The 14,040-nt window shown below is 68.3% G+C and carries 13 protein-coding genes; 6 read left to right on the top strand and 7 right to left on the bottom strand.

What is annotated here, in order from left to right; genetic code table 11:
- Positions 1–4: 4 nt before the first annotated feature.
- From AB3147_RS15835 to AB3147_RS15810, 6 genes are read left to right on the top strand one after another with little or no spacing between them, the layout of a single operon-like run.
- Complete coding sequence (locus AB3147_RS15835) at positions 5–547, top strand: chemotaxis protein CheW (RefSeq protein WP_367352382.1); 543 nt, start codon at positions 5–7, stop codon at positions 545–547.
- Positions 544–1,839, top strand: a complete 1,296-nt coding sequence (locus AB3147_RS15830; RefSeq protein ID WP_367352381.1) for a CheR family methyltransferase — start codon at positions 544–546, stop codon at positions 1,837–1,839. The genes AB3147_RS15835 and AB3147_RS15830 overlap by 4 nt, the downstream gene beginning before the upstream one ends.
- On the top strand, positions 1,832–2,494 hold the full coding sequence (locus AB3147_RS15825) for a chemotaxis protein CheW (RefSeq protein ID WP_239212600.1): 663 nt from the start codon (positions 1,832–1,834) through the stop codon (positions 2,492–2,494). The genes AB3147_RS15830 and AB3147_RS15825 overlap by 8 nt, the downstream gene beginning before the upstream one ends.
- Positions 2,491–4,821, top strand: coding sequence for a hybrid sensor histidine kinase/response regulator (locus tag AB3147_RS15820; RefSeq protein ID WP_367352380.1), 2,331 nt, complete (start codon positions 2,491–2,493; stop codon positions 4,819–4,821). Before AB3147_RS15825 ends, AB3147_RS15820 begins: the two co-directional genes overlap by 4 nt.
- Entirely contained in the window at positions 4,818–5,828 is a 1,011-nt protein-coding gene (locus AB3147_RS15815; protein WP_175121209.1) for a chemotaxis response regulator protein-glutamate methylesterase, read from the top strand. The genes AB3147_RS15820 and AB3147_RS15815 overlap by 4 nt, the downstream gene beginning before the upstream one ends.
- Before the next feature lie 33 nt (positions 5,829–5,861).
- The gene (locus AB3147_RS15810; RefSeq protein WP_175183722.1) at positions 5,862–6,875 is read left to right on the top strand and encodes a response regulator; all 1,014 of its coding nucleotides are present in this window, start codon (positions 5,862–5,864) and stop codon (positions 6,873–6,875) included.
- A gap of 24 nt (positions 6,876–6,899) precedes the next feature.
- On the opposite strand, the gene AB3147_RS15805 is transcribed toward AB3147_RS15810, so the two are convergent.
- From AB3147_RS15805 to AB3147_RS15775, 7 genes are all read right to left on the bottom strand, one after another.
- Entirely contained in the window at positions 6,900–8,555 is a 1,656-nt protein-coding gene (locus AB3147_RS15805; protein WP_367352379.1) for an ABC transporter permease, read from the bottom strand.
- Positions 8,556–8,595: 40 nt separating this feature from the next.
- Positions 8,596–9,531: an ABC transporter substrate-binding protein gene (locus tag AB3147_RS15800; protein WP_367352378.1), complete on the bottom strand. Its 936-nt coding sequence runs from the start codon at positions 9,529–9,531 to the stop codon at positions 8,596–8,598.
- A gap of 42 nt (positions 9,532–9,573) precedes the next feature.
- Complete coding sequence (locus AB3147_RS15795) at positions 9,574–10,284, bottom strand: ABC transporter ATP-binding protein (RefSeq protein WP_367352377.1); 711 nt, start codon at positions 10,282–10,284, stop codon at positions 9,574–9,576.
- Positions 10,281–11,399, bottom strand: coding sequence for a porin (locus tag AB3147_RS15790; RefSeq protein ID WP_367352376.1), 1,119 nt, complete (start codon positions 11,397–11,399; stop codon positions 10,281–10,283). Before AB3147_RS15790 ends, AB3147_RS15795 begins: the two co-directional genes overlap by 4 nt.
- A 140-nt stretch (positions 11,400–11,539) precedes the next feature.
- The gene (locus tag AB3147_RS15785; protein ID WP_175121215.1) at positions 11,540–12,199 is read right to left on the bottom strand and encodes a GntR family transcriptional regulator; all 660 of its coding nucleotides are present in this window, start codon (positions 12,197–12,199) and stop codon (positions 11,540–11,542) included.
- A 97-nt stretch (positions 12,200–12,296) separates the two neighbouring features.
- A complete protein-coding gene (locus AB3147_RS15780) occupies positions 12,297–13,349 on the bottom strand; it encodes an NAD(P)-dependent oxidoreductase (protein ID WP_367352375.1) in 1,053 nt (350 codons plus the stop codon).
- A gap of 2 nt (positions 13,350–13,351) precedes the next feature.
- Positions 13,352–14,023: an RraA family protein gene (locus tag AB3147_RS15775; protein WP_056561950.1), complete on the bottom strand. Its 672-nt coding sequence runs from the start codon at positions 14,021–14,023 to the stop codon at positions 13,352–13,354.
- Positions 14,024–14,040 lie beyond the last annotated feature (17 nt).

Below are 14,040 nucleotides of genomic sequence, written 5' to 3'. Positions count from 1 at the left end.
GTCCATGACTGCTCCTGCCGTCCGCGCCCGCGCTGCCGCGAGCCACGCCGGCTCCGCTCGCCGGCTGTACCTGCTTTTCAGAATTGGCGCGGATCGCTATGCGCTGGACGCCGGGGATATTGCCGAAGTGCTGGGGCTGCGCGTCTTCAAGCAGGTGCCGGGTGCGCCGCATTGGGTGGCGGGCTTGATGGAGCGCCGCGGCGTTGCCGTGCCGGTCCTCGACATGAGCGCGCTGGCCGGCGCGGACACGTTCGCCGCCGTCACCAGCACGCGCGTGGCGTTGGTGCGATACCGGCCGGAACACTCTGACGCCGAGCGGCTGCTTGGGCTGATCCTGGAACAGGCCACCGAAACCGTCCACTACGATCCGTCGGGGTTTCAGCCGCATGCGCTGGACAATGCCGAGGCGCGTTATCTCGGTCCGGTCCTGACCGACGCGCAAGGCATGGTGCAGGCCGTTTCGGTCAATGATCTGCTGCCCGCCTACGTGCGGGCGCTGCTGTTTCCGTCTGACGGCAACGCGTCGGCAGCCGAGGCGCAGCCATGAGCCTGGTCGAGGAATTCAGCGGGCTGCTCAAGCGCCGCATGGGACTGGACAGCGGCTCCATTGGCCAGGCGGCCGTCGAGCGCGCGGTGCGGCACCGGATGCATGCGGCCGGCGTGGACGATGAGCAGGACTATCTGATGCGCGTGCAGGCCTGGCCTGAAGAAATGCAGCAGTTGATCGAAGCCGTGATCGTGCCCGAGACCTGGTTCTTCCGGTATCCGGAATCGCAGGATGCGATGGCGGCGCTGGCACGCGAGCGGTTGTTCGCGCCTGGCTGTGAAGGGCGCATGTTGCGCGTGCTGAGCGTGCCGTGTTCCAGCGGCGAAGAACCGTATTCGATTGCCATGGCGCTGCTGGATGCGGGCGTTCCGCCGCATCGGTTTCATGTGGATGCCATCGACATCAGCGTGCGCATGGTGGAATTCGCCCAGCGCGCCGTGTACGGCCGCAATTCGTTTCGCGGAGGCGATCTGGCGTTCCGCGATCGCCATTTTTCAGAGGTGCCGGACGGCCATCAATTGGCTGCGCGCGTGCGCGGGCAGGTCCGGTTCCAGCCGGGCAACCTGTTTGATCCGAACCTGTTGGCGGGCGCTGCGCCGTATGACTTCGTGTTCTGCCGCAACCTGTTGATCTATTTCGACCTGGCGACGCAGGAACGGGCAGTGCAGGTGCTGCGCCGGTTTGCGCGCGATGACGGTGTGCTGTTCGTGGGACCGGCCGAGACCAGTCTCCTGACCGGCCGCCGCCTGCCTGCCGTGCCGCTCGCGCGGTCCTTTGCCTTCCGCGCCAAGCCTGCGCCAGCGCCGGCAGAGATGCCGGCTGCCGCGCGCGCGCCGCTGTCCGGCCAGGGTCCCATCGTTCACGCCTGGACGCCGCCGCGCCGCCCGGTCGCGCAGACGCCCGCGCCGCGGCTGCCGGTGCCACATGCGGCGATTGCCGATACGCCATCCGCACCGCCCGCCGCCGCAACGGGGCAGGCCGCGCAGACGTCGCTGCGCGAGATCGCCGCGCTGGCCGATCTGGGCCGGGTGCGCGATGCGATGGCGAAATGCCAGGCGCACATCGATATCCACGGCGCCAGCGCCGACGCGCTGCATCTGCAAGGTCTGCTGCTGGATGCGGAAGGGCAGTCGCGGCAGGCGCAGGCCGCCTACCGCAAGGCGTTGTATCTGGACCCGAACCACCGCGAGGCGTTGCTGCATCTGGCCGCGCTGGTGGCGTCGGATGGCGATCACGAGGGCGCCCGCCGCCTGCAGGCGCGCGCGGCGCGCGGGGAGGCGCGACGTGACTGACGCGATCGAAGCCCTGTCCGGCGTGGACGACTGCTGGAACCGCATCGGGATACGCGGCGACAAAAGCTGCCCGCAGCTTGCCGAGCATGTGCATTGCCGCAACTGTCCGGTGTATGCCGCGGCGGCCAAGCGTATCCTGGACCGTCTGCCGCCCGCGATGGAAGCGGCCGACGAGGCCGCTCCGCCGCAGCATTCGGCCAATCTGTCCTCGCTGCTGGTGTTCCGGCTGCACCGCGAATGGATGGGCCTGCCGACCCGGTCGCTGGACGAGGTGGCCGGCACGCGCGGCATCATCAGCCTGCCGCACCGGCGCGATCCGGCGGTGCTGGGCGTGACCAACGTGCGCGGCACGTTGACGGTGTGCGTGTCGCTGCCGCGCCTGTTGGGCCTGGATGCCGCGGCGCCGCAGGCGCGCGAGCGTCCTGCCACCGCCCGCATGCTGATTTTCGGCGGCGCGGGCCGCGCCGTGGTGCTGCCCGTGGACGAGGTCGAAGGCATGCACGAAGTGGACCTGGAGGCGCTGGAGCCGCTGCCGTCGACGGTGCAGGGCGCAAGCCTGAAGTATTCGCGCGGCGTGGCGCGCTGCGGCGGCCGCGCCGTCGGGGTGCTGGACGAAACCCTGCTGATGCAGGCATTGGAACGGAGCCTCGCTTGAATCCCGATCAGATGCGCGACGCCTCGCTCCTCGAACTGTTCCAGATCGAGACCCGCACCCAGGTGCAGGTCTTGAACGACGGGCTGCTTGCCCTGGAAAAGAACCCCACGTCCGCGCCGCACCTTGAAGCCTGCATGCGTGCCGCGCATTCGCTCAAGGGCGCGGCGCGCATCGTGGACCTGCATCCGGCGGTGCGCATCGCGCATGCCATGGAGGACTGCCTGGTGGCCGCGCAGGAAGGCCGTCTGCTTTTGCAAGCCGCCGACATCGATGCCTTGCTGCTGGGCACCGACCTGCTGCAGCGTGTCGCGACGCCGGGCGTGGAACTGGACGCCGAGATCGGCGATCTGGTGGCGCGGCTGAGCAGCGCGCCCAATCTGCCCAACGCCTCCAAGGCGCCCAGCACGTCCGGCACGCCGCCGGCGCCGGGCCCGCGCGCGGGGCGGCCGTCGGACTACCTGCCGCCCATCGTGCGGATCGAAGACGAGCCTGCCGCCGCCGCGCCGGCTGCCGCCCCAAAGCCGTCCGCACCCGCCACCGTGCCCTCGCGCCGCAGTTCGGACGGCAGCGTGGGCGAGGGCGAGCGGGTGCTGCGCGTGACCGCCGACACGCTGAACCGCCTGCTGGGCTTGTCCAGCGAAACCCTGGTCGAATCGCAATGGGTGGGGCCTTTCAGCACGGCCATGCTGCGGCTGCGGCGGATGCAGACGGGCGCGGCGCACGCGTTGGACGGCCTGCGGGCCGTGCTGGCCGATCAGGAACTGGACGCGCGCGGCCAGGCCGCACTGGACGACGCCCAGCGCATCCTTGAACAATGCCAGCGCGAGCTGACGCAGCGCGCCAGTGAAGTCGACGAATTCGGCTGGCGCATGAATCATCTGACGCGGCGCCTTTATGACACCGCGCTCGCCTGCCGCATGCGGCCCTTTGGCGACGGCGTGGGCGGCATGCCGCGCATGGTGCGCGATCTGGGCCGTTCGCTGGGCAAGCAGGTTCGCCTTGAAATCGAGGGCGAAAACACGCAGGTGGACCGGGACATCCTCGAAAAGCTGGATGCGCCGCTCATGCACCTGCTGCGCAACGCCGTGGATCACGGCATCGAGGCGCCCGACGTCCGCGAACGCGCGGGCAAGCCGGCCGAGGGCCTGATCACGCTGTCGGCGCGCCATTCGGCGGGCATGCTGCTGGTCGAACTGGCCGACGACGGCACCGGCATTTCGCTGGACCACCTGCGTGAAGAAGTCGTCGAACGCAAGCTCACCAATGCCGAGACCGCGTCGCGCCTGAGCGAAGCCGAGTTGCTGGAATTCCTGTTCCTGTCGGGTTTCAGCACGCGCGACGAGGTGACCGAGATATCCGGGCGCGGCGTTGGGCTGGACGTGGTCCAGACGATGGTGCGCCAGTTGCGCGGCGCAGTACGGGTCTACCAGCAGCAGGGGCGGGGCACGCGCTTTGTGCTGGAGATGCCGCTGTCGCTGTCGGTGGTGCGCAGTCTGCTGGTCGAGGTGCAGAACGAGATCTACGCGTTTCCGCTGGCGTACGTCAGCCACGCGTTGCAAGTGGACGCCCAGGACATCGAGCAGCTCGAAGGCCAGCAGCATTTCCGGTTCCAGGACCGGCAGATCGGCCTGGTGTCGGCGCGCCAGATCCTGCGCGCCGGCGAGGCCGCGCCAGCCACGGATACCTTGTCCGTGGTGGTGGTGGGCGACCATGACCGGCTCTACGGCATTGCCGTGGACCGCTACGTGGGCGAGCGCACGCTGGTCGTGCAGCCGCTGGATCCCCGCCTGGGCAAGGTGCAGGACGTGATGGCGGGATCGCTCATGGATGACGGCACGCCGCTCCTGATCCTGGACGTCGAGGACATGCTGGTGTCCGTCCAGAAGCTGATCGAGGGCGGGCGGCTGTCGCGGGTCGACAGCGGGTCGGGCGCGGCGGCCACGCGCCGCCGCAAGCGCGTGCTGGTGGTGGATGATTCATTGACGGTTCGCGAGCTTGAGCGCAAGCTCCTGTTGAACCGCGGCTTCGATGTGGCGGTCGCCGTGGACGGCATGGATGGCTGGAACATGCTCCGCAGCGAGGACTTCGATCTGATCGTGACCGACGTCGACATGCCGCGCATGGACGGTATCGAGCTGGTGTCGCGGATCAAGGCGGATCCCAGGCTGCAGACCCTGCCCGTCATGGTGGTGTCGTACAAGGACCGGGAAGAGGACAGGCAGCGCGGGCTGGATGCCGGCGCGGACTACTATCTGGCCAAGGGCAGCTTCCATGATGATGCGCTGCTCGACGCCGTTGAAGACCTCATCGGGAAGGCACGGACGTGAGAATCGGGATCGTCAACGATATGCCCCTCGCCGTCGAAGTCCTGCGGCGAGTCATTACATTGGAACCCGGCCTGGAGGTCGCCTGGACGGCGTCCGACGGTCTGGAGGCCGTCCAGCAATGCGCCCGCGACCGTCCCGATGTCGTGCTGATGGATCTCATCATGCCCGTCATGGATGGCGTCGAGGCCACGCGCCGCATCATGGCCGAAACCCCCTGCGCAATCGTTGTGGTCACCTCCGACGTGGCGGGCCATACGTCGCGCGTTTTTGACGCCATGGGTCACGGGGCGTTGGATGCGGTGGACACGCCGGTGGTCGGCGCCGCCGACATGCGCACGGCGGCGGCCCCGCTGCTGCGCAAGATCCGCAACATCGGCTGGCTGATCGGCCGTTACGGCAATCGTGCCGCATTGACACCGGTCAGCAAGCCTGCGGCGCCCGCGAGCACGCGCCGGCTGCTCGCGGTGGGCGCGTCCGCCGGCGGCCCGGCGACGCTGGCCCAACTGCTGCGCGACATTCCCCTGGATTTTCCGGCCGGCATCGTGCTGGTGCAGCACGTGGACGCGTCGTTTGCGGCGGGTATGGCGGACTGGCTCAATGATCAGGTGCCGCTGCCGGTCAGGCTGGCGCGCGAAGGCGAACGGCCCTTGCCCGGCCAGATCCTGCTGGCGGGCACGGATGACCATCTGACGTTGCTGGAGGATGGTACCCTCCGGTACACGGATTGCCCGCGCGAAAGCCTGTATCGGCCCTCCATCGATGTCTTCTTTCATAGCGTCGCGCAGCACTGGCGCGGCGTCGCGGTCGGCGTGCTGCTGACCGGCATGGGCCAGGATGGCGCGCGCGGCCTGAAGGCGCTGCGCGAGCGTGGATGCCTGACCATCGCACAAGACCAGGCCACCAGCGCCGTCTATGGCATGCCGAAGGCGGCCGCGGCCATGCAGGCCGCGGTGGAAATCCGGCCGCTCGAACAAATCGCGTCCCGCGTCATTCAGGCTTTCGCCTGAGCCGCGGGACATCGTTAGCATCAAGGACTCACTATGCTCCCATCCCCCGACGACACGGTCTCCGCGGATCTCAATTCGCATGGGGCGATGGTGTTGCTCGTCGACGACCAGGTCATGGTTGGAGAAGCGATCCGGCGCGCGCTCGTGCCCGAGGGCAACATCGATTTTCACTATTGCTCGGACCCTTACAAGGCCTTGAGCGTGGCGATCCAGACCCGGCCCACGGTCATCCTGCAGGATCTGGTGCTGCCCGGCGTGGACGGCCTGAGCCTGGTGCGCGAATACCGCGCCCATCCCGTCACGCGCGACATCCCCATCATTGTCTTGTCTACCAAGGAAGATCCCGCCATCAAGAGCGCAGCCTTCGCGGCGGGCGCCAACGACTACCTGGTCAAGCTGCCGGACTCCATCGAGCTGATCGCGCGCATCCGCTACCACTCGCGTTCGTACATGGCGCTGGTGCAGCGCGACGAAGCCTATCAGGCGCTTCGCCAAAGCCAGCAGCAACTGCTGGAAAGCAATATGGAGCTGCGCCGGCTGACCAACTCGGATGGCCTGACTGGTCTGGGCAACCGGCGTTACTTCGATGAATACCTGAATGCCGAATGGCAGCGCGCGGGACGGGACAGCCGCGAGATCAGCATGCTGATGATCGACGTGGACCACTTCAAGTCCTACAACGACACCTATGGCCACATTGCGGGCGACGAAGCGCTCAAGCGCGTGGCCAACACCATCTTCGCCAGTTGCGACCGTTCCACCGACCTGGCGGCGCGTTTTGGCGGCGAGGAGTTTGCGCTGGTGCTGCCGGGCACGCCGGGCGGCAGCGCGCGGCTGGCGGCCGAAAAGCTGCGCCGCGCAGTGGAAGCCATGCAGATTCCCCAGCGCGACGCGGGCTTTGGCCCGTGGCTGACGGTCAGCATCGGGCTGGCGACGGCGGTGCCGCAAGAGGGGCAGCCGTGCACCGAACTGATCCAGGCCGCCGACCGGGGCCTGTATGAAGCAAAGCGGCAGGGGCGCAACCGGGTGGTGCCCGGACAGCTCTGATGCGCGTGCCCGCCGCCCCGCCTGCTAGCGGGGTTGGCGGCGGCTGATGCCGGAAGCGGCCAGCATCAGCAACAGGCTGACGGCAACGGCCACCGCGGCCATCGCCATGCCTTCTCCCACTGATCCCTGCTCGAACTGCCGCCACACGAAGATCGACACGGTCTGCACGCCGGCCGGCGCCAGCAGCAGCGACGTCACCAATTCCCGGGACGCCACCGCAAACACCATCAGCATCGACGCCGCCAGCCCGGGCAACACCAGCGGCAGGACGATGCGCCGCAGCGCGCGCGCTGCGCTGGCGCCGTGGACCCGCGCCGCCGCTTCCAGGTTGGCGCCGATCTGCGCCAAGGCCGCGCCGACATACCGCACCGGGTAGGGCAGAAGCAGGCAGGTGTACGACAGCAGCAGGATGCCCCAGGTCCCGTAAGGCGTGGCCGGCCAGAACGGCTGGTTCCACGCCAGGATCAGGCCGACGCCGACCACCACGCCGGGCAATGCCGCAGGCAACAAAGCCAGCGCGTCGATCAGCGCGGCCCCGCGAACGTGCCGCCCCGCGATGCACCACGCCGCCAGCAGGCCGACCGCGCCCGCCAGCAAGGCGGTCCCGCTCGCCAGCGACAGGCTGGTCGACAAGGCTTCCCACGCGTCGCCACGCGCATCGAACAGCGCGGCAAAGTTGGCTAGCGTCAGATTGCCGGCCGACAGGCCGCCCGACACGTTGCGCGTCAGCGCGGCAGCCAGCATCGACGCCAGGGGCGCCGCCACCGCAATCAACGCCACCGTGGCAAAACCCAGCAGCACGGGGGCGCGCCATGGGCCGAGTTCAACGCGCGCCAGCGGCGCAGGCTTGCCCGTCGTGGTTTCGAAACCCCGGCCCGCCAGCGCGGCGCGTTGGACGGCGTAGGCGGTCAGGGCCAGCGCCACCAGCACCAGCGACAGCAGCGATGCGCCGGGCAGGTCGATGGGCCAGTCGGCCAGCCGGCGTTCGATGGCGGTAGTCAGCACGGCAACGCCCGATTGCGAGCCGAGCGCCGCGGGTACGCCGTACTCCTCGATGGCGAGCGTGAACGCAAGCAGCAGGCTGGCGGCAATGGCAGGCAGCGCCAGCGGCAGCGTGACGCGCACGAAGGCGCGCCACGGACCCGCGCCGAATACGCGTGCCACGTCCGCCATCCGCGCGCCGGTGGCCGCCATGCTGCGCGAGACGGCGAAGTACACGACGGGAAAGATCGCCAGGCCCATGGCCAACGTCACGCCGGTCGGCGAAAACAGCAGCGGGCCAAGATTGAAGCCCGTCAGCTGTTCCAGATAGCCGCGCGGCTGCAATGCCATCGTCCACGACAACGCGGCGATGTACGGCGGAAGCAGAAAGGGAACCAGGAACAGCAGGTCCCACATCCGCGCCAGCGGCACGCGGAAAAGCCCGCGCAGGGCACCAAGCGGAATGCCGATGGCCGCGCTGACCGCCGCCACGCCAAGGCCCAGTTTCAGCGTGCCGCCGATCAGGCTGAGCGTGCCGGGACTGCCCAGCGTCGCAGGCCAGGCGCCGAACGGATCGCGTAGCGAACCTTCGCCCAGATGGGGAAACACGGCTTGCAGCGCCACGAACGCCATGGGCAAGGCGACGAGCACCGCCAGGGCGGCCAGGGTGGCGGCCGCCAGGAGATAGATGCTTTTCATGGAGGGGATCGGATGCCGGGCAGGCCGGCATCCCGGCCTGTCAGTGTTGGCCGAAGATCCGGCCGAAGCGGGTCAGCACCTCGGCCCGGCTGGCGCCGGATTCGGTGGCGGTATCGGGAAGCAGGGCCAGGTCCTTGAACACGGGCCGCTTGGCCGCCACGTCCTGACGCGCGGGCATCAGCCAGGCGTCCGCGACGGCGCGCTGGCCTTCTTCGGACAGCACGTAATCCACGAACTTGCGCGCCTCGTCGGCCTGGCGCGCGGTCTTCAGGATCATCATGGGACGCGGAGCGATCGCGGTGCCGCTGGACGGGAAGATGACCTTCACCGATTCGCCCTTGGCGACGCTGGCATACGACACGTAATCCACCGCGCCGAACACCGCCGCCTTGGCGCCTTGCAGCACTGGCGTCAACGCTTGGGCATTGGGGCCGGAGATGGTCATGCCGTTGTCGCGCAGCGTTTCGAACAGCTTCCACGCGGCCTCGCCCTGGGCGTTTTGCAGACCCAGCAGCAGGTCGAGCGACGCGCCTGACAGGGCCGGATCCGGCATGGTGACCAACTGCTTGAATTGGGGGGCGGTCAGATCTGACCAGTCGCGCGGTTCGGGCGTGCCTCTCTTCGTGTTCCAGACGATGCCCAGCGCCGAGATGCCTTGCGCGACATAGGTGGGCGCCTTGAAGCGCGCAGGCACCTGCGCGGCGTTCGGGCTTTCGTAGGCCATCAGCCAGCCGCGCTGGTCCAGGTCCTGGGCGGTGTCCCAGGAGGCCGAGATCAGCACGTCGGCGCGCGGGTTGGCCGCTTCGGCCTCCAGGCGCGCCATGACCTTGCCCGTGGTGGCCTGGAACACGTCCACCTTGATGCCGGTCTTGTCCTGGAAGCCGGCTGCCAGTTGCTTGATGAGGCCGCCCGGTCCGGCGGTGTAGACGGTCAGCGCCTTGGCCTGGCCCGAGGCCAATCCGATAGAAAGCGTCATGAAGAGCGTTGCGAGTAGTTGGGAAGAAGGTGCGAGTGACATTTAAGCAGAGTCCTTGTTGACCGACACGAGTTCGGCGATGCGGCCGTTTTGCATGCGGGCGATCGTGTGCGCCAGCGCATGGGCTTCCTCGTGGTCGTGGGTGACGTAGACGGCGGTCGTGCCGATGCGGCGCAGCAGCGCGCCGATCTCGGCGCATAGCGTTTCGCGCAGCGTCCGGTCCAGGTTGGAGAGGGGTTCGTCGAACAGCAGCACGCGCGGGCGGGCGACAATGGCGCGCGCCAGCGCCACGCGCTGCTGCTGGCCGCCGGACAGGTCGGCAGGGCGGCGTTCGGCATGTTCGTGCAGGCCGACCATGGCAAGGGCGTCGCGCACGAGCGCGGGGCGCTCGCGGCGCGAGACGCCCCGCATTTCAAGCGGAAAGCCCACGTTGCTGGCCACGCTCATGTGCGGCCAGAGGGCGTAGTCCTGAAACACCATGCCCAGGCCCCGGCGCTCCGGCGGCTCGTGCTGGCCCGCGCCGCTGACCACCGCGCCGCCGAACCGGATGTCGCCGTGCTGCGGCCGCAAGAGGCCGGCCAGCGCCTTGAGCAGCGTGCTCTTGCCGCAACCGGACGGCCCAAGCAGCGCCAGGACCGTGCCCGCAGACACGTCCAGGTCCACGCCGTCCAGCACCGTATGGCCGTTGAACGCATGCCGCAGGCCGCGCACGGCGATGGCCGTGCCGCCGGCATTGGAGGCGGGCGCGTTCAAAACCGATGCCGCATGCCGAGGTTCAGGCCGAACTGGTTCTTGCCCGGTTCGACGTTGGCGCCATACTTGCCGCCGACCACGCTCAAGGACGATTTGTCGTCGTTGATGGCGTAAGCCGCCACCGCGTACAGCGTGGTGCGCTTGGACAGATCGTATTCATTGCCGAGCACGATCATGGTGGACTTCTGGCCCGTGCCGGCGGCCTGTACGGCGGGGCAGGCGGCATTGTTCATGTCGTCGCACACCGAGTCGTTCAGGTGGTAGACGGCAGCCGACAGGCGCATGTTGCCCTGCGGCTTGTAGCTGGCGCCCAGCCACGTCATGTTGTTCTTGTAGCTGCGCTGCGTCAGCTTCTGGTCCAGCCAGCGGTAGCCGGCGTAGACCTTGACGTCCTCGAAGTCGTACGACGCGCCCGCGACCACGCGGTCTTCGCGGTTGCCGCTGTTGGCGCCCGTCTTGGGCTTGTCAGCGTTCTTCGAGTGATACAGCACCGCGGCGTCCAGACCGCCCGACTTGTAGCGCAGACCGCCGCCCACCATGCGTCCGAGCTTGCTGTCATCGAACGACTGTTCGTTGTTCCAGCCAAAGCTGTAGTAGCCGCCGACGGACACGGGACCCAGCTTGCCGACATACATGACGGCGTTGTCGGTACGGTCCGAGAACGCGGCGTCAGGCCGCTTGATCGAGAAGTTGGCGTTGTCGAACGGGTTGTACTTGCTCATCCATTCGATCATCAGCGTGTTGTGGCGCCCCAGCGTCAGGCGGCCCCACGAGTTGCTGGAAAAGCCCACGTAGGCCTGGCGCCCGAACAGCCGTCCGCCTTGCAGCGTGGTGCCGTTGCTGGAGTCAAAGCCGTTTTCAAGCACGAAGATGGCGGAAACGCCGTCGCCCAGGTCCTCGGAACCCTTCAGACCCCAACGCGAACCGTTCAGATTGCCTGCGCTCATGCCCGTCTTGCTGTTGCCGTCGGGACCGTTGCTGAGGTACTGCAGGCCGGTGTCGATCAGGCCATAAAGCTGGACCGAGGTGGCGGTGGCGGCGAGCGCGGCGGGCGCTGCCAGGGAGAAAGCGGACAGGCAGGCGCCAGCCGCCGCAATGCGGAGTGTCGATTTCAAAATGAGAGTCCTCTTTGGGATTCAATCGGAGCCGACACTCTAGGGGCGGGTTGCTACACGTCGATGACACTGCCCCGATGCATTTGCCACTGCCTCGCGGGTGAGTCGCGGCAAATGGCCTTCGATGATCCCGCCGCAGGCTACCCGCCCGTCTTGCCGTCCTTGCGATGCGACCGGAACAGAAGATGGGTCGTCGCCAGATGAAAGCGCACGGCGATCTCCGCGCATTCGGGATCGCGCGCGCGGATGGCGGCGATGATCTGGCGGTGGTGTTCCACGCTGCGCAGCATGTCGTCGCGGCCGTAGAAGTAGAACGAGCCGATGATGATCGGCATGTCCAGCAGGTTCTCGACCAGGGACCGCACCCGCGCGGACTGCGCGGCGTTGAGCAGGGCGTGGTGGAACAGATTGTTGTAGTGCTGGACCTGGGCCACATGATCGGGCGCGCCGGAGTTCACGGCGTCGAGCATGCACTGGTTGATGCGGTCCAGTTCGTCGATCTGTTCGGGCGTGGCGCGCTCGGCGGCGGCCTTGGCGGAATAGGGTTCGAGCAGCATGCGCAGCTCGAAGGCCTCGTCGATGTCGCGGTCCTGCCAGCCCAGCACGACCGCGCCGCGCCGGCCTTCGCGGGTGACCAGGCCGTCCGCGATCAGGCGTTCGATCGCGTTGCGCACGGGCGTGCGGCTGACGGAAAGCTGCGCGGCGATGTGCTCCTCGCGCAGCGGTTCGCCGGGCAGGAACGAGCCGGCCATCAGGCGGCGGCGCAACTCTCCGTATACGTAATCACTGGCGCTCGACATGACGCGGCTTGGCTCTTCTCGGATTTGGAAGCTGGGACTATAACAACGGCGCGCGGGACCATGGGCGCCGAGGCGTTGGCCGCCGCGCAGGCGGGTTCTACACCTTCACCCCGTGCTCCGCCAGACGCGCCAGAAAGCGCGGCCAGACCTCGGGATTGAGCAGACGCGCCGGCTTGCGCCCGGCGAGCATGTCCAGGATCTGCGTGGCCGAACCCTGCGCCACCTTGCGGCGGCCTTCGTGCGTGACGCCGCCCGTGTGGAAGGCGGCGGCCACGTCCGGCCGCTGCAACAGGCCGCTGCGCGGAGGCGGCGGTTCCACCTGCCAGACGTCCAGGCCAGCACCCGCAATATGACCAGATTCCAGCGCCGCGAGCAGGGCGTCTTCCTCATGGATGCCGCCGCGTGCGGTGGAGACGAACAGCGCGCCGCGCTTCATCCGGCGCAAGGCGGCGGCGTCGACCATCCCTCGCGTGACGGCGTTCAGCGGGCAGTGCAGGCTGACGATGTCTGCCTGTTCCAGCAGCGCATCGAACGAGACGGGCGCGGCGCCGCGTTCGGCGATCTGTGCGTCCGTCAGCAGCGGGTCGTACGCAATGACCTTCATACCGAAGCCCGTTGCGATCCGCGCCACCCTGCGTCCGATCTCGCCGATGCCCACGATGCCGATGACGCGGCCTTCGATCTCGTGACCCATCAGGGCTTCGCGGCTGACGGCGGTGCCCGCGCGCAGTGCGGCTTCCGATTCGCCCAGCCGCTTGACCAGCGACAGCAGCAGGGCAAAGGTCATTTCTGCGACCGATGCGGCATTGGCGCCGGCCTGGTTGACGACCGCCACGCCCGCGCGGGTGCATGCGGCCACGTCCACCGTGTCGTAACCCGCGCCGCCCGACGACACGCACAACAATTGCGGACACTGGGCCAGCAGGTCCGCCGACACTTGCCAGCGTGCCGGCACCTCGTCCTTGGCCGCACTGACGTGGTATGCATGCGCGCCGGCCAGGCCGGCCGCCGTCACCGCGTCGCCGCCGGCCGGCAGCACGCGCAGGTCCAGCGTGCCGTCCCGCGCAATGGTCTCGTCGAACACCGGATCGATCCACAGATCCAGACGCGCCACGCGCAACTGAGGCCTGCTGAGTGCCGCACCGCTCATGGCTAGACTCCCGTGCAACCCAACGCGCGCAGACGGGCGTCGACCCACGACGTATCCAGCGTGCCCGCAGCAATGTCCGCCAGCATCTTGGTTTCCACGTCGTGCTTTGCCGCTGCGGCCTCAAAAATGGCCTGCGCCTGATCGAACGGCACGGCAAGCAGCCCGTCGTCGTCGCCCAGGATCAGATCGCCCGGGGCGATGGTCATGCCGTCCAGCGCGACCACGCAGTTGATCTCGCCGGGGCCGTCCTTGTACGGGCCGCGGTGCGTGACGCCGGCCGCATAGACGGGAAACGCGCTGCGGCGGATGGTGCCGCAGTCGCGGATGGCGCCGTTGATGATGATGCCCGCGATGCCGCGCGACTCGGCGTAGGTCGTCATGATCTCGCCGATGATCGCGTTGGTCAGATCGCCGCCGGCGTCGACCACGATGACGTCGCCCGGTTGCGCCAGGCTCAGCGCCTTGTGCACCAGCAGGTTGTCGCCAGGACGCGTGCGCACGGTGAGGGCCGGGCCGGCCAGTGGCGTGCCGTCGTGCATGGGCCGCAGGCGCGCGCCGCCGGCCGTCATGCGCGACATGCAGTCGCTGACGTTGGCGACCGGCACCTGGCGGAATTTGTCGACCAGTTCCTTGCTGACCGCGCGTTGGCGGGCGTGGATTTCAAAACCTGTCATCACTGCTCCTGATAGCG

Origin of the sequence: Achromobacter animicus, assembly GCF_040775605.1 — a bacterium.
Taxonomy (GTDB): Bacteria; Pseudomonadota; Gammaproteobacteria; order Burkholderiales; family Burkholderiaceae_B; genus Achromobacter; species Achromobacter animicus.
The sequence above is the reverse complement of the archived record's forward strand: the minus strand, read 5'-3'. Positions and strand labels throughout refer to the sequence as shown.

What these genes read in the sequence shown, in the direction of transcription:
- AB3147_RS15835 (WP_367352382.1), top strand. Translation starts at nt 5, where the DNA reads ATGACTGCTCCTGCCGTCCGCGCCCGCGCTGCCGCGAGCCACGCCGGC.
- AB3147_RS15830 (WP_367352381.1), top strand. Translation starts at nt 544, where the DNA reads ATGAGCCTGGTCGAGGAATTCAGCGGGCTGCTCAAGCGCCGCATGGGA.
- AB3147_RS15810 (WP_175183722.1), top strand. Translation starts at nt 5,862, where the DNA reads ATGCTCCCATCCCCCGACGACACGGTCTCCGCGGATCTCAATTCGCAT.
- AB3147_RS15805 (WP_367352379.1), bottom strand. Translation starts at nt 8,555, where the DNA reads ATGAAAAGCATCTATCTCCTGGCGGCCGCCACCCTGGCCGCCCTGGCG.
- AB3147_RS15800 (WP_367352378.1), bottom strand. Translation starts at nt 9,531, where the DNA reads ATGACGCTTTCTATCGGATTGGCCTCGGGCCAGGCCAAGGCGCTGACC.
- AB3147_RS15785 (WP_175121215.1), bottom strand. Translation starts at nt 12,199, where the DNA reads ATGTCGAGCGCCAGTGATTACGTATACGGAGAGTTGCGCCGCCGCCTG.
- AB3147_RS15780 (WP_367352375.1), bottom strand. Translation starts at nt 13,349, where the DNA reads ATGAGCGGTGCGGCACTCAGCAGGCCTCAGTTGCGCGTGGCGCGTCTG.
- AB3147_RS15775 (WP_056561950.1), bottom strand. Translation starts at nt 14,023, where the DNA reads ATGACAGGTTTTGAAATCCACGCCCGCCAACGCGCGGTCAGCAAGGAA.